This is a genomic window from Roseobacter cerffii (assembly GCF_054226325.1).
In genome coordinates, this window is the sequence record NZ_CM135757.1 from 227,627 (window position 1) to 248,742 (window position 21,116).

General features: G+C 62.8%; 20 protein-coding genes. 16 read left to right on the forward strand and 4 right to left on the reverse strand.

Annotation, left to right across the window (positions count from 1 at the left end):
* The first annotated feature begins 23 nt into the window (after window positions 1-23).
* The 4 genes from ACVC7O_RS01140 to ACVC7O_RS01155 all read left to right on the forward strand — a co-directional run bounded on the left by ACVC7O_RS01140 (window position 24) and on the right by ACVC7O_RS01155 (window position 6,194).
* Window positions 24-1,352, forward strand: a complete 1,329-nt coding sequence (locus tag ACVC7O_RS01140; RefSeq protein WP_458324272.1) for an amidase — start codon at window positions 24-26, stop codon at window positions 1,350-1,352.
* A 105-nt stretch (window positions 1,353-1,457) separates the two neighbouring features.
* A complete protein-coding gene (locus ACVC7O_RS01145; RefSeq protein WP_458324273.1) occupies window positions 1,458-2,642 on the forward strand; it encodes an aminotransferase class I/II-fold pyridoxal phosphate-dependent enzyme in 1,185 nt (394 codons plus the stop codon).
* A gap of 18 nt (window positions 2,643-2,660) precedes the next feature.
* On the forward strand, window positions 2,661-5,471 hold the full coding sequence (locus tag ACVC7O_RS01150; RefSeq protein WP_458324274.1) for a DNA translocase FtsK: 2,811 nt from the start codon (window positions 2,661-2,663) through the stop codon (window positions 5,469-5,471).
* Window positions 5,472-5,588: 117 nt separating this feature from the next.
* The gene (locus tag ACVC7O_RS01155) at window positions 5,589-6,194 is read left to right on the forward strand and encodes a LolA family protein (RefSeq protein ID WP_458324275.1); all 606 of its coding nucleotides are present in this window, start codon (window positions 5,589-5,591) and stop codon (window positions 6,192-6,194) included.
* A gap of 5 nt (window positions 6,195-6,199) precedes the next feature.
* Here ACVC7O_RS01155 and ACVC7O_RS01160 read toward each other — a convergent pair whose 3' ends face one another.
* Window positions 6,200-6,784, reverse strand: coding sequence for a transglycosylase SLT domain-containing protein (locus ACVC7O_RS01160; protein ID WP_458324276.1), 585 nt, complete (start codon window positions 6,782-6,784; stop codon window positions 6,200-6,202).
* Between the two features lie 249 nt (window positions 6,785-7,033).
* On the opposite strand from ACVC7O_RS01160, the gene hspQ reads away from it, so the two are divergent.
* Window positions 7,034-7,360 (forward strand): heat shock protein HspQ, encoded by a 327-nt coding sequence (gene hspQ, locus ACVC7O_RS01165; RefSeq protein WP_458324277.1) that lies wholly within the window; start codon window positions 7,034-7,036, stop codon window positions 7,358-7,360.
* A 35-nt stretch (window positions 7,361-7,395) separates the two neighbouring features.
* On the opposite strand, the gene ACVC7O_RS01170 is transcribed toward hspQ, so the two are convergent.
* The 3 genes from ACVC7O_RS01170 to ACVC7O_RS01180 form a co-directional block, all read right to left on the reverse strand.
* A complete protein-coding gene (locus ACVC7O_RS01170; protein ID WP_458324278.1) occupies window positions 7,396-8,970 on the reverse strand; it encodes a gamma-glutamyltransferase family protein in 1,575 nt (524 codons plus the stop codon).
* A gap of 249 nt (window positions 8,971-9,219) precedes the next feature.
* A complete protein-coding gene (locus ACVC7O_RS01175) occupies window positions 9,220-9,705 on the reverse strand; it encodes an ATP-binding protein (protein WP_458324279.1) in 486 nt (161 codons plus the stop codon).
* Window positions 9,706-9,711: 6 nt separating this feature from the next.
* Window positions 9,712-10,050 (reverse strand): STAS domain-containing protein, encoded by a 339-nt coding sequence (locus tag ACVC7O_RS01180; protein WP_458324280.1) that lies wholly within the window; start codon window positions 10,048-10,050, stop codon window positions 9,712-9,714.
* A 79-nt stretch (window positions 10,051-10,129) separates the two neighbouring features.
* Here ACVC7O_RS01180 and ACVC7O_RS01185 point away from each other — a divergent pair, with 79 nt between their 5' ends.
* From ACVC7O_RS01185 to ACVC7O_RS01235, 11 genes are all read left to right on the forward strand, one after another.
* On the forward strand, window positions 10,130-11,302 hold the full coding sequence (locus ACVC7O_RS01185; protein WP_458324281.1) for a thiolase family protein: 1,173 nt from the start codon (window positions 10,130-10,132) through the stop codon (window positions 11,300-11,302).
* Entirely contained in the window at window positions 11,299-11,754 is a 456-nt protein-coding gene (locus ACVC7O_RS01190) for a GAF domain-containing protein (protein WP_458324282.1), read from the forward strand. The genes ACVC7O_RS01185 and ACVC7O_RS01190 overlap by 4 nt, the downstream gene beginning before the upstream one ends.
* Window positions 11,755-11,990: 236 nt before the next feature.
* On the forward strand, window positions 11,991-12,563 hold the full coding sequence (locus ACVC7O_RS01195; RefSeq protein ID WP_458324283.1) for a helix-turn-helix domain-containing protein: 573 nt from the start codon (window positions 11,991-11,993) through the stop codon (window positions 12,561-12,563).
* Window positions 12,564-13,184, forward strand: coding sequence for a LysE family translocator (locus ACVC7O_RS01200; RefSeq protein ID WP_458324284.1), 621 nt, complete (start codon window positions 12,564-12,566; stop codon window positions 13,182-13,184). It abuts the gene before it with no gap.
* A gap of 1 nt (window position 13,185) precedes the next feature.
* Entirely contained in the window at window positions 13,186-13,560 is a 375-nt protein-coding gene (locus tag ACVC7O_RS01205) for a GFA family protein (protein WP_458324285.1), read from the forward strand.
* Between the two features lie 3 nt (window positions 13,561-13,563).
* Window positions 13,564-16,017, forward strand: a complete 2,454-nt coding sequence (locus ACVC7O_RS01210) for a GcvT family protein (protein ID WP_458324286.1) — start codon at window positions 13,564-13,566, stop codon at window positions 16,015-16,017.
* Window positions 16,014-16,904, forward strand: coding sequence for a homocysteine S-methyltransferase family protein (locus ACVC7O_RS01215; RefSeq protein WP_458324287.1), 891 nt, complete (start codon window positions 16,014-16,016; stop codon window positions 16,902-16,904). The genes ACVC7O_RS01210 and ACVC7O_RS01215 overlap by 4 nt, the downstream gene beginning before the upstream one ends.
* A 14-nt stretch (window positions 16,905-16,918) precedes the next feature.
* Window positions 16,919-19,363: a GcvT family protein gene (locus tag ACVC7O_RS01220; RefSeq protein ID WP_458324288.1), complete on the forward strand. Its 2,445-nt coding sequence runs from the start codon at window positions 16,919-16,921 to the stop codon at window positions 19,361-19,363.
* A gap of 237 nt (window positions 19,364-19,600) precedes the next feature.
* On the forward strand, window positions 19,601-20,248 hold the full coding sequence (locus ACVC7O_RS01225; protein WP_458324289.1) for a pseudouridine synthase: 648 nt from the start codon (window positions 19,601-19,603) through the stop codon (window positions 20,246-20,248).
* Window positions 20,249-20,329: 81 nt separating this feature from the next.
* Entirely contained in the window at window positions 20,330-20,647 is a 318-nt protein-coding gene (locus tag ACVC7O_RS01230; protein WP_458324290.1) for an ArsR/SmtB family transcription factor, read from the forward strand.
* Window positions 20,644-21,069, forward strand: a complete 426-nt coding sequence (locus ACVC7O_RS01235) for an SRPBCC family protein (RefSeq protein ID WP_458324291.1) — start codon at window positions 20,644-20,646, stop codon at window positions 21,067-21,069. Before ACVC7O_RS01230 ends, ACVC7O_RS01235 begins: the two co-directional genes overlap by 4 nt.
* The last annotated feature ends 47 nt before the right edge of the window (window positions 21,070-21,116 follow it).

The following is a 21,116-nucleotide window of genomic DNA, read 5'->3' on the forward strand; positions in this document are numbered from 1 at the left end:
CGAGGCAGCGCGGGGAGCAACATATGCAAGCATGGCTGGAGATGACGGCGGCGGATCTTGGGCGCGGGATCGCGGCGGGTGAGATTGATCCCGTGACGCTGACGCAAACCTATCTCGACGCTATCGAAGCCCATGATCTGAAAGACAAAATCTATGCCCGCGTGACATCTGACCGGGCCTTATCCGAAGCGGCGGCGGCAGCGGCACGTGCGGCATCGGGCCAGCGGTTGTCGCCGCTCGACGGGGTGCCCATCAGTTGGAAGGATCTCTTCGATACGGCGGGCGAGGTGACGGAGGCTGGCTCCAAACTTCTGCAGGGGCGGGTGCCCGACGCAGATGCGCAGGTTCTGGCCAATGCGACGGCAGCAGGGCTCGTCTGTCTGGGCAAAACCCACATGTCCGAGCTGGCCTTCTCAGGGTTGGGCTACAACCCGAACACTGGCACGCCGCCCTGCGTCAACGATGCGAAGGCGGTGCCGGGCGGGTCGTCCTCGGGTGCGGCTGCATCCGTGGCTTTCGGGTTGGCGGCGGCGGGCATCGGCTCGGACACCGGCGGGTCAGTGCGCATTCCGTCGGCATGGAACGATCTTGTGGGGCTCAAAACCACCTCTGGCCGTCTGAGTCTCGAAGGCGTTGTGCCTCTTGCGTTGAAGTTCGACACCGTCGGGCCGCTCTGCCGGTCGGTCGAGGATGCCGCACTTCTGCTCGCCATCATGGAAGGCCGCCCGCCCGCTGATTTGGGCGGCGCCACGCTGCAGGGCAAGCGGTTTGCGATCCTGAACACCATCGCCTTGGACGACGTGCGCGATGCGCCGATGGAGGCCTTTCAACAGGCAATCCTGAAGTTCACGGCGGCGGGGGCCACGGTCGAGCACATCGCGGTGCCCGAGATCGAAAGTGCGATGGAGCAGGCCAGTTGTCTCTATACATCAGAGGCTTACGGGCTATGGCGCGATGTGATCGAGGCCAATCCGGACGCGATGTTCCGCGAGATCCTCGAGCGCTTCCGTTTGGGCAAGACCTATTCCGGCCCCGATTATGTTGCCGCCTGGGCAGCGCTCGAAGCGGCGCGTCTGGCCTATGATCGGGCAACTTCCGCCTTTGATGCGGTGTTGCTGCCCACAGCCGCGATTCTGCCGCCTGAGCTCGAGCGGTTGAACACCGATCACGACTACTATGTCACGGAAAACCTGCTGACCCTGCGCAACACGCGGATCGGCAATCTGATGGGACTGTGTGCGCTCACACTACCCACGGGCACACCGAGCTGTGGCGTGATGATGACGGCCCCGCCCGACTGTGAAGCGGCGCTTTTGCGGTTGGGCGCAGCCGCCGAGGCGGCCTTGGCCTAAAAGCCACAAATTCCGACAAAGCTGCGCGTTTTTGTGGACGCAGGCGGTGCCCTTCGGTAGTTTGAGAGAAACGGGACGTGAATGATCCCGATCTGAGGCAGTTTAATGGTGTATCCTGAGCGGTTTTCGAACCTTCCGGCACATGCTTGGCCGCGTCTACGCGCGTTGCTCGACGCCCATGAGGGCGGTGGGCCGACGATCCATATGACCATCGGCGAGCCGAAACATGCCTTTCCGTCCTGGGTGATGGACGTCATTGCCGAGAACGCAGGTGGGTTTAACAGCTACCCGCCGAACGATGGTACGCCGGAATTGCGGACGGCAATCACCGGATTTGTTCAGCGGCGCTATGGCGTGCCGCTCGACCCTGACCGTCAGGTCATGACGCTCAACGGCACCCGCGAGGGGCTCTACAACGCGGTCATGGCGCTCTGTCCCGAGACGAAAAATGGCCAGCGCCCGGCGATTCTGATGCCGAACCCCTTCTATCAGGTCTATATGATTGCGGCGCTCTCGGTCGATGCAGATCCGATCATGGTGCCTGCAACCCGCGAAAACGGCCATCTGCCTGACTTTGCAAGCCTGCCGGATGATGTGTTGAACCGGACGACAGCGGTCTACATCTGTTCGCCCGCCAACCCCCAAGGTGCGGTTGCGACGCGCGACTACTGGCAGGGTCTCATCGCTCTGGCAGAGAAGTTCGATTTCAAGATTTTTGCGGACGAGTGCTATTCCGAGATTTACCGCGACACACCGCCTGTTGGTGCACTTCAGGTGGCCCACGAACAGGGCGCTGACCTGAACCGTGTGGTGATCTTTCACTCGCTCTCCAAACGCTCGAACCTGCCTGGCCTGCGGTCCGGGTTTGTGGCGAGCGGCTCCGAAAACATCCGCGAAATCCAGCAACTGCGCAATTTCGCTGGCACACCGTTGCCCCAGCCCCTGCAAGCCGCCGCGGCGGCCGTCTGGAACGACGAGGCGCATGTGGTCGAGAACCGCGCGCTCTATGTGGAAAAATACGAGCTGGCCGATCGCATCCTTGGCAATGTGCCCGGATATGCGAGCCCCGAGGCGGGCTTTTTCCTCTGGCTGCCGGTTGAGAGTGACGAGGCCGCCGCGGTTAAACTGTGGCGCGAGACAGGTGTGCGGGTGCTGCCGGGCGGCTATCTGGCGCAGGACTGGGACGGCAGCAACCCGGGGCAAGAGTATATCAGGGCTGCGATGGTGGCCCCAAAAGCGGAGACGGAGCGCGGGATCGAATTGATCCGCGACTGCCTCTATCCGCAATAAAGTACGAGGGATCAGAGCATGGCATATCAGACACGCGGGCGGGACCCATTGTTGGACAGCTCCATGGCCGAAGCGGTTGAGAAGCGGGGCAAGGAGCTTTTGGGGCTTGTCCTGATTGCGCTGGGATGCATGGCCTGCGCGATGATCGCGTCTTATACGCCGGATGATCCCAATTGGATGGTGTCCACGGATGCGCCGGTGCAGAACTGGCTGGGACGGCCTGGCGCGTCGCTGGCCGCGCCGCTCTTCATGATTGTGGGTTGGGGCGCCTGGGGCATTGGCCTTGTGCTGGTGGCTTGGGGCCTACGCTTTGCGCTGCACCAGGGCTCGGACCGCGCGATTGGGCGTTTGATTTTCGCGCCAATTGCCATTGCGCTGGGGTCAATCTATGCCGCGACGCTGACACCTGATGGCAACTGGCTCGACACGCACAGCTTTGGCCTGGGCGGGCTCTTTGGCGATACGGTGATGGGCGCGCTGCTGACCCTGCTGCCCATCGGGTCGACCTTCACCGTCAAGCTGATGTCGGTGCTGATGGCGCTTGGCATTCTCGCCTTTGGCGCCTTCGTGACCGGCTTCACCAAGCCTGAGTTGATGCGCATCGGGCGCTTCCTGCTGGTCGGCGTCGTGATGCTCTATGCGGGCCTGATGGCGCTGCTGGGGCGCGGGGCCAGCGGTGCATTGGCCACAGCACAATCGATCTCTGCGCGCCACGCGGAGCGCAGGGCTGAGGCCCGCGAAGCGCGCGCCGCGATGATCGCCGACGAGACCATTCACACCGAGGTGGCACCCGTCGATGACGCACATGCCTACCCAGAGCTGCGCGCGGAGCCGAAGGTGGGCATCTTCTCGCGCATGCCGGGCCTGATCAAGCGCACAGACCCTCTGCCGGAGCCCGAGCTGGTCGAGAGCGAGATGGCCGCCGACGTGGACGATGCGCCCGGTGAAGACCGTATCAAAGCGCGGATCGCCGATGTGATCAAATCGCGCGCGCGCACGAGCAAAGCCGTGCAGACACCGATCACGGCGCCGCTGACCCGGGGCCGGGGTCGCGGCCCCGATGCGCTCGTGTTCGATACAAGTGGCGCGCGTGCAGAGCCGCCGTTGACGGCCGGGCACGCACCAGCCATCCCGCCCGCACCGGACGAGATGGACTTCGGCGAACCACCCGTCGTGGAGCCGATGATCGAAGCACCTGTCGTGCCAACGGCCGAACCACGTCGCGTGGTGCAGCAGCCCGCGCGCAAACCTGTTCAACCCTCGGCGCGCGCGCAAGCCGAAGCACAACCCAAACTGTCCTTCGACGACACCCACCCGGGTTTCGAGCTGCCGCCGCTCAGTTTGCTGGAAAACCCGGTGAACGTCCCGCGCCTGCAGCTGAGCGATGAGGCGCTGGAAGAGAACGCGCGGATGCTTGAGTCAGTGCTGGACGACTATGGCGTGAAGGGCGAGATCGTCGCCGTGCGTCCTGGTCCGGTGGTCACGATGTACGAGCTAGAGCCAGCGCCGGGCCTGAAAGCCAGCCGCGTGATTGGTCTGGCTGATGACATCGCGCGGTCCATGGCAGCGTTGTCGGCGCGGGTTTCGACAGTGCCGGGCCGCTCGGTGATCGGGATCGAACTGCCGAATGACAGCCGCGAGAAGGTCGTCCTTCGCGAAATCCTCTCGGCGCGCGATTTTGGCGACAGCAACATGCGCCTGCCACTGGCCTTAGGCAAAGACATCGGTGGCGATCCGGTTGTCGCCAACCTCGCCAAGATGCCTCACCTGCTGATCGCGGGGACGACCGGCTCGGGCAAATCCGTCGCCATCAACACCATGATCCTCAGCCTGCTCTATAAGCTGACGCCGGAAGAATGCCGGATGATCATGATCGATCCCAAGATGCTGGAACTCAGCGTTTACGACGGTATCCCGCATCTGCTCTCACCCGTTGTGACCGACCCTAAGAAGGCGGTGGTCGCGCTGAAATGGGTCGTGGGCGAGATGGAAGAGCGCTATCGCAAGATGTCCAAGATGGGTGTGCGCAATATCGAAGGTTTCAACGGCCGGGTGCGCGAAGCGTTGGCCAAGGGCGAGATGTTCACCCGGACGGTGCAGACCGGCTTTGACGATGAGACCGGCGAACCGGTGTTCGAAACCGAAGAGAACACGCCCGAGGCGCTGCCTTACATCGTGGTGATTGTCGACGAGATGGCCGATCTGATGATGGTCGCGGGCAAGGAGATCGAGGCCTGCATCCAGCGTCTGGCGCAAATGGCGCGGGCCTCCGGTATCCACCTGATCATGGCGACACAGCGCCCCTCGGTGGATGTGATCACCGGCACGATCAAGGCGAACTTCCCGACGCGGATTTCCTTCCAGGTGACGTCCAAGATCGACAGCCGCACCATTCTGGGCGAGATGGGGGCCGAGCAGCTCCTGGGCATGGGCGATATGCTCTACATGGCGGGTGGTGCCAAGATCACCCGCTGTCATGGCCCGTTCGTGTCGGATGAGGAGGTCGAGGAAATCGTGAATCACCTCAAGGCCTATGGCGAGCCGGACTACGTGTCGGGCGTTGTTGAAGGGCCGTCCGAGGAGAAGGAAAGCGATATTGACCTGGTGCTCGGCCTTGGTGGGAACACCGACGGCGAAGATGCGCTTTATGATCAGGCGGTACAGGTCGTAATCAAGGACCGCAAGTGTTCGACCAGCTATATCCAGCGGAAACTCGCTATCGGCTATAACAAGGCTGCGCGCCTTGTGGAGCAAATGGAGGAGCAGGGTCTGGTGTCTGCTGCCAACCATGTGGGCAAGCGCGAAATTCTGGTACCGGAACAAGGCTGACGCTCGCGCGTTACCTTCGCAATCACGGCGATTTGCGGCGGGTCTTGGCCGCTGCTATCGCATATCAGCCCGCGCGGCCCTATGTCAGCCGGGACATCAGTTGCGCAAGGAGCCTTGATGAAACGTCTGGTTTTGGCCTCTGTGGCCGTTTTTATGAGCGTCGTGGCGGCGGGGTCCGCTGCCGCAGAGAAACTCTCGCTCAACGAGATTTCCAGCTATCTCAACAGCCTGAAAACCGCTCAGGGTGCCTTTACGCAGATCAATGACGACGGATCGATAAGCACCGGCACGCTGTACATCAGCCGCCCTGGCAAGATGCGGTTCGAATACGACCCCCCCGAACAGGCGCTGGTTCTGGCCAGCGCCAATGCGGTGGTGATCATCGACCGGAAGTCGAACCAGCCGCCCGAAACCTACCCTCTCAGCCGGACGCCGCTGTCGCTGATCCTCGCGCGGCAGGTCAATCTCGGGCAGGCGCGGATGGTGATCGGGCATGACTTCGATGGCACAGCGACCATCGTGACCGCCCAGGACCCGAAGAACGCGGAATATGGCACCATCCAGATGAGCTTCACCGACAATCCGGTGCAGCTGCGGCAATGGGTGATCAATGATGCCAACGGCGGGCGGACCACGGTTGTGCTGGGCGCGTTCGAGACCGGGGTGAGCCTGCGCAACACCCTGTTTGATCCGGGTGTTGCGCTGCGTCAATTGGAGCGCTGAGCGACCTAGCGCAAGTTACAGGTTGCCAGTTGCGCCTGATACACGTCGGCGCGGGCATCCACCTTGTTTGCGACGCTCAGAAGCCAGGATTTCCGGTTGTAGCTGCCGCGCGCATAGCCCGTGTGCCCTTCGTGATAGGCCAAATACTGATTGCGCGCGTCCGTGAGCGGAATGCCGTTTTTCGAGCGGCTGGTCACCATGTACCACCCCATGAAATCTGACGCATCGCGAATCCGGTCACGCCGGGCAAACCGCTTGCCGGTGGCCTTCTTGTAGTCGTCCCACGTGCCATCGAGCGCCTGCGCATAGCCATAAGCGCTCGACACGCGCCCCATGGGAATCACCCCAAGCGCATAGCGGTAGGGCGTGCGTGCATTGGAGATAAACTTGCTCTCCTGATGCATGGTGGCCATCTGCACATGCACGGGGACGCCCCATTTCTGCTCGGTCCGCTGGAATGCCTTAAGGTATTCGGGGCGCTCATCGACGATTCTGCACGCGTCATCGAGATGCCGCGGTGCTGTGCCCTGACCGCCTCCGCAGGAGGCCACCAAAACAACCAATGCCAAAGCGCGAAGAGTTCTGCTCATCTGCCTCTCGCTTCTATTATGTGTTTTTCCGCGAGTTTAGCCGAAAATGACCGGATGGGGAATCACGTTTTACGTGTCTTGACCCGGAACGCTATGTTTTTAGTCACTTCTTGCCGAAAGCCCTTATGGCGGAGGATTGCCGAGACTGTCAGCCTCCGCTTCACAAACTGTTTCGCAAGAAATGAAGGCTGTGATTGGACAAATCGCACTTGAACCGTTTAGGCTCGGTCGGTAAGGGGCTTGTTTGTAATGTTAAGAACGCGTGCCAAATATCATCTCGGACAGGTTGTCCGACACAAGAAGCACCCCTTCCGCGGGGTGATCTTTGACGTAGACCCCGAGTTTTCCAACACCGAAGAGTGGTACGAGGCGATTCCCGAAGACAGTCGCCCCGCGAAAGAGCAGCCCTACTACCATCTGCTGGCCGAGAATGAGCAGAGCTACTATGTCGCGTATGTCTCCGAGCAGAACCTGATTGCGGACTACTCCGGCGAACCCGTGGACCATCCGGACATTCCAGATCTGTTCGGGCCGTTCCAGAACGGCACTTACCCGCTGCACTTCCAATTGAACTGAGCCAAGGGTGGCCTGAAGCCCACCCAACCTGCCGGTCAATACCCGAGGGCGCAGCCGTCCTTACGCGGGTCACTGGCCCCTTCCAGTACTCCATCGTCGCGGATCAGGATCGCCTGCGCACCACCAATCGGGGTGTCGGGGATGCTGACGTCGTGCCCCATGTCCGACAGCTCCTGCCGCACCTGATCGGAGTACCCCCTCTCAACCTTCATGGTGCCACGGTCGGAAAACGCCCGCGGCATATCGATAGCGGCCTGTGGGTCCAGGCCGAAGTCTTCGATGTTCGAGGCAAAGCGGGCATGGCCCGTTGGCTGATATGCGCCACCCATGACACCGAAGGGCATGACAACCTTGCCCTCGCGCCGCAGCATACCGGGGATGATCGTATGCATGGGTCGTTTGCCACCCTTGAGTTCGTTGGGGTGACCTTCCTCGAGCGTGAAGCCTGATCCGCGATTCTGGAGAAGAATGCCAAACTTGTCGGACGCGATGCCGGACCCGAAGCCGTTGAAGATGGAATAGATCAGCGACACTGACATGCCATCGCGATCAACAGTCGTGATGTAGATCGTGTCCTTGTGGATATTCTCCGAAATCTCGGCGGCGTTCTGCATGGCTTTGCCGGGGTCGATCAACGCCGCGAGCGCCTTGGCCGTTTCCATGTCGAGCATGTGGTCGAGCCGGGTCGTGTAGTCCGCATCCGCCAGAAACCGGTTGCGGGCGTCATAGGCTAGCTTGGCGGCTTCGGACTCGATATGCGTGCGTTCGGTGCCGAGCGGATCCATGTTGGCAATATCGAATTGCGCGAGGATATTCAGCATCAGGATGGCCGTTGCCCCGTGGCCGTTTGGCGGGTGCTCAACCACCTCGATGTCTTTGTAAGGCCCGGAGATGGGCGTTGTCGGCGTGGAAGCAGTATCGGCGAAGTCCGCCATCGTGTGGCGCCCGCCAAGCGCCGAGAGCGTACTGACCATGTCCTCGGCAATCTCGCCTGTGTAGAAGGCATCCCGGCCTGACTGCGCGACGCGGCGCAAAACCTCTGCTTGTCCAGGTGCGCGAAAGAGCTGACCGACTTGGGGAATTTTCCCGTCGAGAAGGTAGAAGTCGCGCGCCTTGCCCTGCAGGACCTCAGCGTCGTTCCCCCAGTCGAAGGCCGCACGCGGTGCGACCGGAACACCGTTTTCGGCGGCCGCGATGGCCGGAGCGAGCAGCGCGTCGAGGCCCAGTGTCCCGACGGTCTCGGACAGATGGCAAAACGCATCGATGGCGCCGGGAATCGTCACGGAATGCGGGCTTTGGACGGCGACAGTGCTCTCTCCCGCAGCGCGCAGGTCCGCGGCATCAAGCGCGGCAGGCGCCCGGCCCGAGCCGTTCAACGCCTGCACATCGCCGTCGCCTTTTTGCCAGAGTACAAAGCAATCGCCGCCGATGCCCGTCATTTGTGGCTCGCAAATGCCCAACACCAAAGCGCCAGCGATCGCAGCATCCATTGCGTTGCCGCCACGTTCTAGAATGTCGATGGCGGTCTTGGCGCCCAGCGGGTGAGAGGTCGCGCACATCCCATTGGTGGCAAGGACGGGGGAGCGCCCGGGAAAGTGGAAGTCGCGCATGGGAGAGCCTCTCGAACAGTTTTTTGGCAACCTAACTGCGCAGGCGGCAATGTCCATGGCGGGGCGTGTCCGTTCTGTCGGGAGGTAAAGTCCTCGACGCCGCGCACTGGGTGGGGGCTATTACGCGCAGCGCCGAGGGAAGCTATATGCAGCTACCCTCTCAATATGCGAAACGATCAAGGCCGCAATATGATTGCAAGGGGGCGCTTTGAGGGAAGAATGCGGAGGAATTAAGGCCCGACCCGTCGTTCAGTGCCGGGTGTCGCCGGATGGCAGCGCAACGGCGAGACGCATGGAGAGCTGGTTTTCAGACCCGACCCGTTCGTAGAGCACGTCCTTTGCGAGGTCTTGAATGAGAAACCATCCGAACCCGCCCTCAGGCAGATCCGCAAAGTCGACATCAAGGGAGACGGGTTGGCCCAGGGGCGTTCGACCATCGGGCATGGCCTTGCCGTGATCGACGATTTGAAGATGCAGGCCATCCAACTGATGCGCACAGGCGATGGAGATGGTTCCGGCGGTGTCCGGGTCGGGATAGGCATGCTCGACCACGTTGTTGAGAACCTCGGCCAAGACCAGCTCAACCGTGCCCGCTTCCTCGCTGCCCAGCTCCAGGGGCCCAAGCGCGCTCAGAACCTGCTGGAGTGCGTCGCGCACGGCCATCTCGCTGCTGCGGATCGAGACGGTGAACGGGGGCAAGATCGGCATCTGTCCGGCCTTTTCGAGCGAGGTCATTTAGGATCAGTGGCGCAGCTCTGCAAGCGCACCGTCGAGGGTGGAAAACACACTGAACACCGAATCCATCCGGGTGAGCTGGAACACGCGCTCCACCGTGGGTGTCAGACCGGCCAGCGCCATTTTCCGGTCGGCGCCAAGCGTTTTCATCGAGGCAACGATCGCCCCAAGCCCACTGGAATCAATGAACTGCACCTCGCTGAGGTCCAGAACGACCGTGTCGGGCCCATCTTCCGTCTGGACCCGCATCGCGTCCTTGAATTCCAGCGCAACCGCCGCATCGATCCGGTCTTCGCGAACAGAAACGATGCGCAACTGCTCTTCTGTTTTGGTGGAGAGTTGCATTAAATGGCCTCACTACTCTTTCACCTGCTCTCTAATCGGCAAATCTTACGAATCTGTTAGGCATCGAAGGGATGACATCATGCGCAACGTCGTGATCGCGGGAGCGGCCCGAACACCCATGGGCGGGTTTCAGGGCGATTTTTCCACGCTGGACGCGTCCGACCTTGGCGGCTGTGCAATCAAGGCGGCGATGGAGAACGCGGGCACGCCTGCGGTCGAGGAGGTGCTGATGGGGTGCGTGCTTCCCGCGGGGCAGGGACAGGCCCCTGCGCGCCAGGCGGGGTTCAAGGCTGGCCTGGGCGAGGAGATTCCAGCCACCACGCTGAACAAGATGTGCGGATCGGGCATGAAGGCGGCGATGATTGCGCATGATCAGATCGCTCTCGGGCAGACCGGCGTGATGGTCGCGGGCGGAATGGAGAGCATGACCAACGCCCCGTATTTGCTGGAAAAAATGCGCAGCGGCGCACGGCTTGGGCACGGCAAGGTGATTGATCATATGTTCCTCGACGGGCTTGAGGATGCCTATGACAAGGGGCGTCTGATGGGGACCTTTGCCGAGGACTGTGCCGAAACCTATCAATTTACGCGTGATGTGCAGGACGGGTATGCGCTGGCCTCTCTTTCGCGCGCTTTGGACGCGCAGAAAACGGGCGCGTTTGAGGGTGAGATTGCGCCGGTTGAGGTGACCACGCGCAAGGGGTCGGTGACTGTGGCGGCGGATGAGCAGCCGGGCGCGGCACGGCCGGACAAGATCCCGCAGTTGAAACCGGCCTTCCGGGAGGGCGGTACCGTGACGGCGGCCAATTCCTCGTCGATCTCGGATGGGGCCGCTGCGCTGGTTTTGGCCTCCATGGAGGCTGCCGAGGCGCAGGGTCTGCAGGTGCGCGCGCGGATTGTCGGGCATGCCAGCCACGCACAGGCGCCTGGGCTTTTCACCACCGCGCCGGTGCCTGCGGCGCAGAAGCTGCTGGAGCGAATTGGCTGGGACAAGGCGGACGTTGATCTCTGGGAAGTGAACGAGGCCTTCGCCGTGGTGCCGCTTGCGTTCATGCGGGAAATGGGGCTCGACCATGAGATCGTGAACGTGAATGGCGGGGCCTGTGCGCTGGGCCATCCAATTGGCGCCTCGGGCGCACGGATCATGGTAACCCTCTTGAATGCAATGGAAAAACGCAATGTCAAACGGGGCGTCGCGGCCATCTGCATTGGGGGTGGCGAGGGCACGGCTATCGCGATTGAGCGTGTATGACCGCGGACTATGACGACCTGCGCAAGACCATCGCGGCGCTGACCGAGGGCGAGACGGATGCCGTGGCTCTGATGGCGACGGTGGCCTGCGAGGTGCACCATGCGGATGACCGGTTTGACTGGACTGGGTTCTACCGGGTGACGGAACCGGAGCTTCTGAAGATCGGGCCGTATCAGGGCGGGCACGGGTGCCTGGTGATCCCGTTTGCGCGCGGGGTCTGCGGGGCGGCGGCGCGCACCGGAGAGGTGCAGCTGGTCTCTGACGTGGAGGCCTTTCCGGGTCATATCGCCTGCGCCAGCTCGACCCGGTCGGAGCTGGTGCTGCCGGTGCGGAATCGGGCGGGTGAGGTGATTGCGGTCTTCGATATCGACAGTGACCAGCCGGACGCCTTTCGCGCGGCGGATGCCGAGGCGCTGGGCGGTATCCTGACCTCGGTTTTCGGGCGCCTCTGACCCTGGGGCAGCGAATCGGCAGTTAACCTTTGTTTTTCAACGGAAAACCGATGTCTGTTTCACGTCGGTATAACGTCGGTATTACGTCGGTGTTTTGCACCGACATGGGCCGGTTTAACGCAGCGCGCGGTGGTCCGCTGATCGACAGAGCACGCCGTGGGCGACCGTGAAAAACTGCTGGATTTTTTCACTCGAATCGTTAACGTGAAGAAACGCGAGATTTTTTCACGAGACAGATGCGCCACGACCTGCCCTCACACCCCGACACGCTTGGCGCGGACCTGCGCGCCCTGCGAAAATCGCGCGGGCTGACGCTCAGCGATCTGGCGGAGAGGCTCGGGCGTTCGGTCGGATGGCTGAGCCAGGTGGAACGCGATAAATCCGAGCCGTCGATCACCGACCTGCGCCACATGGCTGAGGCGCTGGAAGTTTCGGTGTCGATCCTGTTTCGGCACGCGGCGGCCCCCGCCCATGAGGCGGGATATGTGGTGCGCAAGACGGCGCGGCGGCGGATCGGCAACACGGTGGCCGGGTTGGTCGAGGAGCTGCTGTCGCCTGACCTGACCGATGATTTCGAGATGGTGCATTCGACCTTCGAGCCCAACAGCCGGATCACCGAAACGGTTACCCGACCAACGCAGGAGGTGGGCTATCTGGTGTCCGGACGGCTCGATCTGGAGATCAGCGGGACCACGCACACGATCACCCCCGGCGACAGCTTTCGCATTCGTGGAGAGGCCTTCCGCTGGGCCAACCCCTATCCTGACCCGGCTGTGGCCATCTGGGTCATCGCGCCGCCGGTGTATTGAATGAGCTTCGAGGCCTGGACCATATTCGCGCTGTTCTGGGTGGTCTTCGTCACCACACCGGGGCCGAATGCGGTCAATTGCATCACCAACGGGATGCACCTGAGCTTTCCGCGCGCGATGGTCGGCGTGCTGGCGATCCTGACGCAGGCGACGCTGTTCCTTGTGCTCTCGGCACTGGGGATCACGGCGCTGATTGCGGCCTCGCCCACCGGGTTTTTCATTGCCAAGCTCGTGGGCGCTGGGTTCCTGATCTACCTCGGGGTACGTGGCTGGATCATGGCCAGGCGCCCCGTGGTTGTGGGCGACCGGCCTGCCAAATCGGTCTATCTGCACGCGCTGGCGGTCGCCACGATCAACCCCAAGAGCGTCGCCGGGTATCTCGCCGCCTTTTCGCAATTCGTGGCAATAGACGTGCCGATCTGGGAGCAGATGGCGGTGATCGTGCCGACGGCGCTGACCATCACGGCGCTGAGCTATACCGGGTTCACCCTGCTGGGTGCAGGGCTGGAGCGCGCGGCTTTGGGCGCGGTCTTCAACATCTGGGTGCGGCGGGTGCTGGCGGCCTGTTTCGTGATCTACGGGGTGCTTCTGGGCACCTCGGCCACACCGGGGAGGGCGTGAGATGATCACGGGCAGCTGTTTGTGTGGCGCGGTCACGTACGAAGCCAAGGGCACGCCGGGCGCGCCCGCCGCTTGCCATTGCACCCAGTGCCGCAAGCAATCGGGGCATGTCTGGGCGTCGTCTTACCTGGAAGACGGCACGCTGGAGATCTCCGGCGAGGTGCGCTGGTTCCAGTCGTCGGAGAAGGCGCGGCGCGGGTTTTGCCCGATCTGTGGCTCTGCGCTCTTCTGGGAGCATGACGACGACGATTTCATCTGTTTTTCAACCGGCTCGATCGACGGGCCGACGGGGCTGCGCCTGCGCGGCCATATCCATACCGCCACGAAAGGCGATTACTACACAATCTCGGCCGACGAGCCGCAAAGGGAGACCTAAGACATGGCAGATTTTCCAACAACGGCCCGCGTGGTCATCATCGGCGGCGGTGTCGTCGGCACCTCGACGCTCTATCACCTCGCCAAGGCGGGTTGGACCGACTGCGTGCTGCTGGAGAAGAATGAGCTGACGGCTGGGTCGACCTGGCACGCGGCGGGCAACTGCCCGAACTTCGCAGGCTCCTGGGCGGTGATGAACATGCAGCGCTATTCGCTGTCGATGTACCGCACGCTGGCCGAAGATGTCGATTACCCGATGAACTACCACGTCACCGGCGCGCTGCGGCTGGCGCATTCCAAGGACCGGATGATGGAGTTCGAAAAGGTTGCCTCCATGGGGCGGTACCAAGGCCTGGAGATGGGGATCTGCACGCCCGAAGAACTGAAGGAATACAACCCCTTCATGGAGACCCATGATCTGGCGGGCGGTCTGTGGGATCCGCTCGATGGCGACATCGACCCTGCGCAGCTGACGCAAGCGTTGGCCAAGGGCGCGCGTGACGCGGGTGGCCGGATCGAGCGATTCTGCCCCGTCACCGGTATCGAGCGGGATGGTGACGAGTGGGTCGTGAAGACCGAAAAGGGCGACATTCGCTGTGAGTATGTCGCCAACTGCGCGGGCTACTATGCGCAGCGTGTGGGCGAGATGTTCAAGCCCTTCGGCGGGCGCACCGTGCCCATGGTGGTGATGAGCCACCAGTATTTCCTGACCGATGAGATCCCCGAATTGGCCGCGTGGACCAAGGAGAAGGGCCACAAGATGCCGATGATCCGCGACGTGGATATCTCGTATTATCTGCGACAGGACAAGAACGGCCTGAACCTCGGGCCCTACGAGCGCAACTGTAAGGCGCATTGGGTCACGCCGGATGATCCGATGCCGGAGGATTTCTCCTTCCAGCTGTACCCCGATGATCTCGAGCGCTTGGAGTTCTACATCGAAGATGCGATGGAGCGGGTGCCAGCTTTGGGCACCGCCGGGGTGGGGCGGAATATCAACGGGCCCATTCCTTACGCGCCTGACGGGCTGCCCATGATCGGCCCGATGCCGGGCGTGAAGAACGCCTTTGAGGCGCATTCGTTTACCTTTGGGATCGCGCAGGGCGGCGGGGCCGGTAAGTGCCTCAGCGAATGGATCATGCACGGCGAGACCGAGCTCGACATGTGGGCGGTCGACCCGCGCCGCTACACGGATTATGCGGATCACGATTACTGCCTGGCGAAAGCGCTGGAGACCTATGGGCACGAATACGCGATGCATTACCCGCATCACGAATGGCCGGCGGGGCGTGACAAGAAGCTGTCGCCGAACCATGACCGGCTCTTGGCCGATGGCGGCCAGATGGGCGCCTACAATGGCTGGGAGCGGGCCAACTGGTTTGCCAAGGACGGCGACGACACGTCCGAGGAAGCGACCGAGACATGGGACCGTAACGGCCCTTGGGCAGTGCGTGTGAAAGAAGAGGTCGAGGCGGTGCGCGATGGCGTGGGTGTGCTCGATATGCCGGGCTTCTCGCGCTACACGCTCACTGGTGAGGGCGCGGCAGAGTGGCTGCGCGGCCAGATCGCGGGTGCGCTGCCGAAAGCAGGCCGTATGAACCTGGGGTATTTCACTGACAGCCGGGGCAAGATCGTGACCGAGGTGACCATTATTCGCTGGGGCGAGGATGATTTCTGGCTGATGACGGCGGCTGTGGCGCAATGGCATGACTTTGAGTTCCTGCAAAGCCGCCTGCCTGCCGATGGCTCGTTGACGATGACCGACATCACCAAGGAGTGGTCCACGCATCTACTGACTGGGCCCAAATCGCGCGACATGCTCGCGGGGCTGACCGACGATGCCGATCTTTCCACCGGGTGGCTGACCATTCAGGAGGCGACCGTGGCGGGCAAGCCGGTGAAACTCTTCCGCATCTCCTTTGCGGGCGAGTTGGGCTGGGAGGTGCATACGTCGTTCGAGGACAGCGCGGAGGTTTACACCGCCATCCGCGACGCGGGGGCGGCACCCTTTGGCATGTATGCGCTGAACTCCATGCGGATCGAGAAAGGGTATCGCAGCTGGAAAGGCGACCTGTCCACGGACTACTCCCTGCTGGAAGGCGGGATGGAGCGGTTCATTCGTTTCGACAAGCCGCAGGATTTCATCGGCAAGGCCGCGTTGCAGAACGAAAAGCAGCAGGGCTCCAAGAAGCAGTTTGTCACGCTGGTGGTCGATGCGGGCGATCAGGACGCGCCCTATATGGCGCCGCTCTTCCACAATGGGGAAGTCGTGGGGGAGACCACCTCGGGCGACTGGGGCTACCGGGTGAACAAATCCATCGCACTTGGCATGTTGCGCAAGGATCTGACCGACCCGGGCAGTGAGGTCGAGGTGGAAATCTACGGCCACCGCTACAAGGCGACGGTGCAGCCCGACCAGCCGCTGTGGGATCCGGAAAACGAAAGGATCCGTGCGTGACACAGATCACGCTTCTGGACGGAGGCATGGGGCAAGAGCTGATCCACCGCGCGGGGGATCGGCCAACGCCTCTTTGGTCGACGCAGGTCATGTCGGATCATCCCGGCATGGTGCAGGGCGTGCATGCGGATTTCTTCGCCGCAGGCGCGACGATTGCGACAACCAATACCTACGCGATTCATCGCGACCGTCTGGAAGATACGCCTCTGGAGGGGCGTTTTGAGGCCCTGCATGCGGCAGCACTTGCAGAGGCCAAAGCCGCACGCGCGGCACATGGAGCGGGCCGTATCGCGGGAGGGATCGGCCCGCTCCGTGCAAGTTATCGCCCGGATCTGCACCCGGAGGCGGAGGTGGCTGTGCCGCTTTTCGCCGAGGTGGCGGGTGTGCTTGCGCCGGAGTGTGATCTGCTGATCCTGGAGACCTGCGCCTCGGTCGCCCATGCCCGCGATGCGCTGGCGGGCGCGCGGACCACCGATCTGCCGGTCTGGCTGTCGCTGACGGTGTCTGACACCGATGGCACGAAGCTCCGCTCGGGTGAGCCTCTGGCCGATGCGCTGGAGGTGGCTGCAGAGGCGGATGCGGTGCTGATCAATTGCTCGGCGCCAGAGGCCGTGACCGATGCCCTGCCGATCCTCGCACCGCTGGGCAAGCCTTTTGGCGGCTATGCCAATGCGTTTGAGATGATCACCGAAGATTTCCTCAAGGCCAAACCCACCGTCGAGGCGCTGACCGCCCGGCGGGACATGGGGCCGCGCGCCTATGCGGGATACGTCCTGCAATGGGTCGGCCTTGGCGCCACCATCGTCGGCGGATGCTGTGAAGTCAGCCCCGCCCATATCGCTGAACTCGCCCGGCGGCTGCAGGCCGTCGGCCATACCATCGTTTAAAGGAAACACTGCTCATGGCTCTGCCACCGTCTCACGCGCGCGTTGTCATCATCGGGGGAGGGGTGATCGGCTGCTCCGTCGCCTATCACCTGACCAAACTTGGGTGGAACGATGTGGTGCTGCTGGAGCGCAAGCAGCTGACGTCCGGCACGACGTGGCATGCGGCAGGGCTGATCGCGCAGCTGCGCGCGACGGCGAATATGACGAAGCTGGCGAAATACTCTCAGGAGCTTTACGGCAACCTGGAAGAGGAAACCGGGGTCGCGACGGGCTTCAAGCGCTGCGGCTCGATCACCGTGGCGCTGACCGAGGAGCGGCGCGAGGAAATCCTGCGGCAGGCGGCCATGGCGCGGGCCTTTGGCGTGGAGGTCGAGGAAATCTCGCCCTCCGAGGTGAAGGAGCGGTATGAGCATCTGAACATCAAGGGGGTAACCGGGGCCGTGTACCTCGACAAGGACGGTCAGGGGGACCCTGCGAATATCGCGCTGGCGCTGGCCAAAGGCGCGCGGCAGCGCGGCGCGCAGGTGCTGGAGCGCACCAAGGCCACACGGATTGCGCGCGAGGGCAAGCGCGTCACCGGTGTGGACTGGGAGCAGGGCGGCGAGAGCGGCCATATCACGGCGGATATGGTGGTGAACTGCGGTGGTATGTGGGCGCATGAGGTGGGGCGCATGGCGGGGGTCAACGTGCCGCTGCACGCCTGCGAGCACTTCTACATCGTGACCGAGGCCATCGCGGGGCTGACGCAGTTGCCGGTGCTGCGCGTGCCGGATGAATGTGCGTATTACAAGGAAGATGCAGGGAAAATGCTGCTGGGCGCGTTTGAGCCCAACGCCAAGCCCTGGGGGATGGAGGGCATTCCGGCGGACTTCGAGTTCGACCAGCTGCCCGAGGATTTCGACCACTTTGAGCCGATTCTCGAGGCGGCGGTCGAGCGCCTGCCGATGCTGGCGGAAGCGGGCATCCACACCTTCTTCAACGGGCCGGAGAGCTTCACGCCCGATGATGCGTACCATCTGGGTCTGGCGCCGGAGCTCGACAACTTCTGGGTGGCGGCGGGCTTCAACTCCATCGGCATCCAATCCGCGGGCGGCGCGGGCATGGCGCTGGCGCAGTGGATGGAGGATGGCGACAAGCCCTTCGATCTGGGCGATGTGGACATCAGTCGGATGCAGCCGTTCCAGGGCAACAAAAAGTATCTTTATGAGCGCTCCACCGAGACGCTGGGCCTGCTCTACCAAGACCACTTCCCGTTCCGCCAGAAAGCGACGGCGCGCGGCATCCGCCGCTCGCCCTTCCACCAGCATTTCATCGACAATGGCGCGGTGATGGGCGAATTTGCAGGCTGGGAGCGCGCCAACTGGATCGCGAAACCGACGCAGCCGGCGGAGTATGAGTACAGCTGGAAGCGGCAGAATTTCTTCGACAACGTGGCCGAAGAGGTCACCGCGATCCGCACCAATGTGGGCATGTATGACATGTCGTCCTTCGGGAAGATCCGGGTTGAGGGGCGCGATGCGGTGGCGTTCATGAACCACGTGGGCGGCGGGCAATACGACGTGCCGGTGGGCAAGATCGTCTATACGCAATTCCTCAATGCGCGCGGGGGGATCGAGGCGGATGTGACGGTGACGCGGGTCAGCGAGACGGCGTTCCTGGTGGTGACCCCGGCGGCGACGCGGTTGGCCGATCAGACCTGGATGCAGCGCCATGTGGGTGAGTTCAACGTGGTGATTACGGACGTGACCGCGGGCGAAGGCGTGCTGGCGGTGATGGGGCCGCGCTCGCGCGAGCTGCTGCAGATGGTCTCGCCCAATGATTTCTCGAACGATGCCAACCCCTTCGGCACCGCGCAGCAGATTGAGCTGGGCATGGGGCTCGCGCGGGTGCACCGGGTGACCTATGTGGGCGAGCTCGGCTGGGAGGTCTACATGAGCACCGATATGGCGGGCCATGTGTTCGAGACGCTGATGGAGGCAGGCCAGGAGCTCGACCTCAAGCTCTGCGGGATGCATATGATGGATTGCGCGCGGATCGAGAAGGGCTTCCGCCACTTCGGGCATGACATCACCTGCGAGGATCACGTGCTGGAGGCGGGGCTTGGCTTTGCGGTGAAGACCGACAAGCCCGCGTTCATCGGGCGCGATGCGGTGCTGCGCAAGAAGGAAGAGGGGCTGAAGAACCGGCTTTTGCAGTTCAAGCTGACCGATCCGGAGCCGCTGCTCTATCACAACGAGCCGATCATGCGGAACGGCGAGATCGTGGGCTATCTCGCGTCGGGGGCTTACGGGCACAGTCTGGGGGCGGCGATGGGTCTGGGCTATGTGCCCTGTGCCGGGGAGACGGCGGCAGAGGTGCTGGCCTCGGAGTATCACATCGACGTGGCCGGGACGCTGGTGAAAGCCGAGGCCTCGCTGAAGCCGATGTACGACCCGAAGTCGGAGCGCGTGAAGGCCTGAACCAGGGGTGGCCTGAAAGCCCACCCCACCTGCCTGCTCGGACCGTTGGTGCTGGCAGGTTCGGCGGGCTTCAGGCCGCCGCTTTGGCGTTGGATTGCTTTGTGCGGCCTCTCGCCTTCGGCTCGACCGCAAAACGCGATACTTCTCTTTCGATTGAAGTTCGAAATGCTGGAGGCCGCCGAACCTTCCAAGGGCGCCGAGGGTTGAACATTGGCGCGCCATCTGCGAGCAGGCGGGATGAGCGACATCTATGCCCCGCCCCAGGACCCGCTGGTCCTCCTGCATGAGGATGCGGAGGTGCTGCTCGTGGACAAGCCGGCGGGGTTGCTGTCGGTTCCGGGCAAGGGGCCGGAACTGGCGGATTGCCTGCTGACCCGGGTGCAGGCAGCCTTTCCCGATGCGCTGCTGGTGCATCGGCTCGACCGGGACACCTCGGGGGTGATGATCTTCGCGCTCACGCGCCATGCGCAGCGCCACCTTGGGCTGCAGTTCGAAAAGCGCATGACCCAGAAGACCTATGTGGCGCGGGTCTGGGGCGTGCCTGCTGAGAAGACGGGCACGGTCGATCTGCCGCTGATCGTCGATTGGCCGAACCGGCCGCGTCAGAAGGTGGACCATGAGACCGGCAAACCCGCGCAGACCGATTGGCGGGTGCTGAAGGACGAGGGCACAACCGCACGGCTGCGGCTGCAGCCCAAGACCGGGCGCAGCCATCAGCTGCGGGTGCATATGATGGTGCTGGGCCATCCGATTCTCGGCGACTCGTTCTATGCCACCGGCCCGGCGCGCGATTTTCCGCGCCTGATGCTGCACAGCCAGGAGCTGCGGTTCAAGCATCCTCAGGGCGGGCGCTCCATGAAAATAAGGGTCAATCCGCCGTTCTGATTACCGTGGCGGTCAGGGCTTGACGCGATACCTTCTGGTATCATAAAAGGGATACCGAATGGTATCACTTCTGGAGCCCCCATGCCCCCGGTTCAATCCACCTTCCGCGCGCTCGCGGACCCGACCCGCCGCGACATCCTGGTGATGTTGCGCGACCGCGACCTGACCATTGCCGAGGTCGCGGAGAACTTTGACATGACCCGCGCCGCCGTCAAGAAGCACCTCACCGTGCTGAGCGACGGCGGGCTGATCACTACCCGCACCAGCGGGCGGGAGCGTATCAACACGTTCAACCCCCAAGGCATCGACCCCGTGATGGACTGGCTGAAATACTTCGACATCTTCTGGGATGACCGCCTTGCCAAACTCAAAACCGAAATCGAAAAGGACACGACATGACAGCTCCTGTTTTGCGCAAGACGATCTTCCTGAAGGCCACCCGCGCCGAGGTCTGGGCGTTCCTGACTGAGCCCGAACATCTGGTGAAATGGTTTCACGCGCCGAAACAAACCTTGGCCGAAGGGCAGAAGCTGGAGATGTATGGCAGCACCAGCGGTGACCTGCTGATCTGGGGTGAAGTCAAGGTGGCGCGCGCGCCGGAATACCTGGAGCATACCTTTACGGTAAAACCGATGGGGGATGCGGTGAGCCTGGTGAAATGGACGCTGACCGAGGTGACGGGCGGGACGCAGCTGTCCCTCGAGCATTCGGGCCTGCCCGCGACGGCAGAGGGTTTCGGCATGGTGCTGTCGCTCGACAAGGGCTGGGACGAGCACTTTGGCCAGATGCGTGAGGCGCTGCACGATCCGGTGCCGGCCTGACGCGGGATCGGGTTGGGGCCGGGCGCGTTTTGCCCGGGCCGACCCAT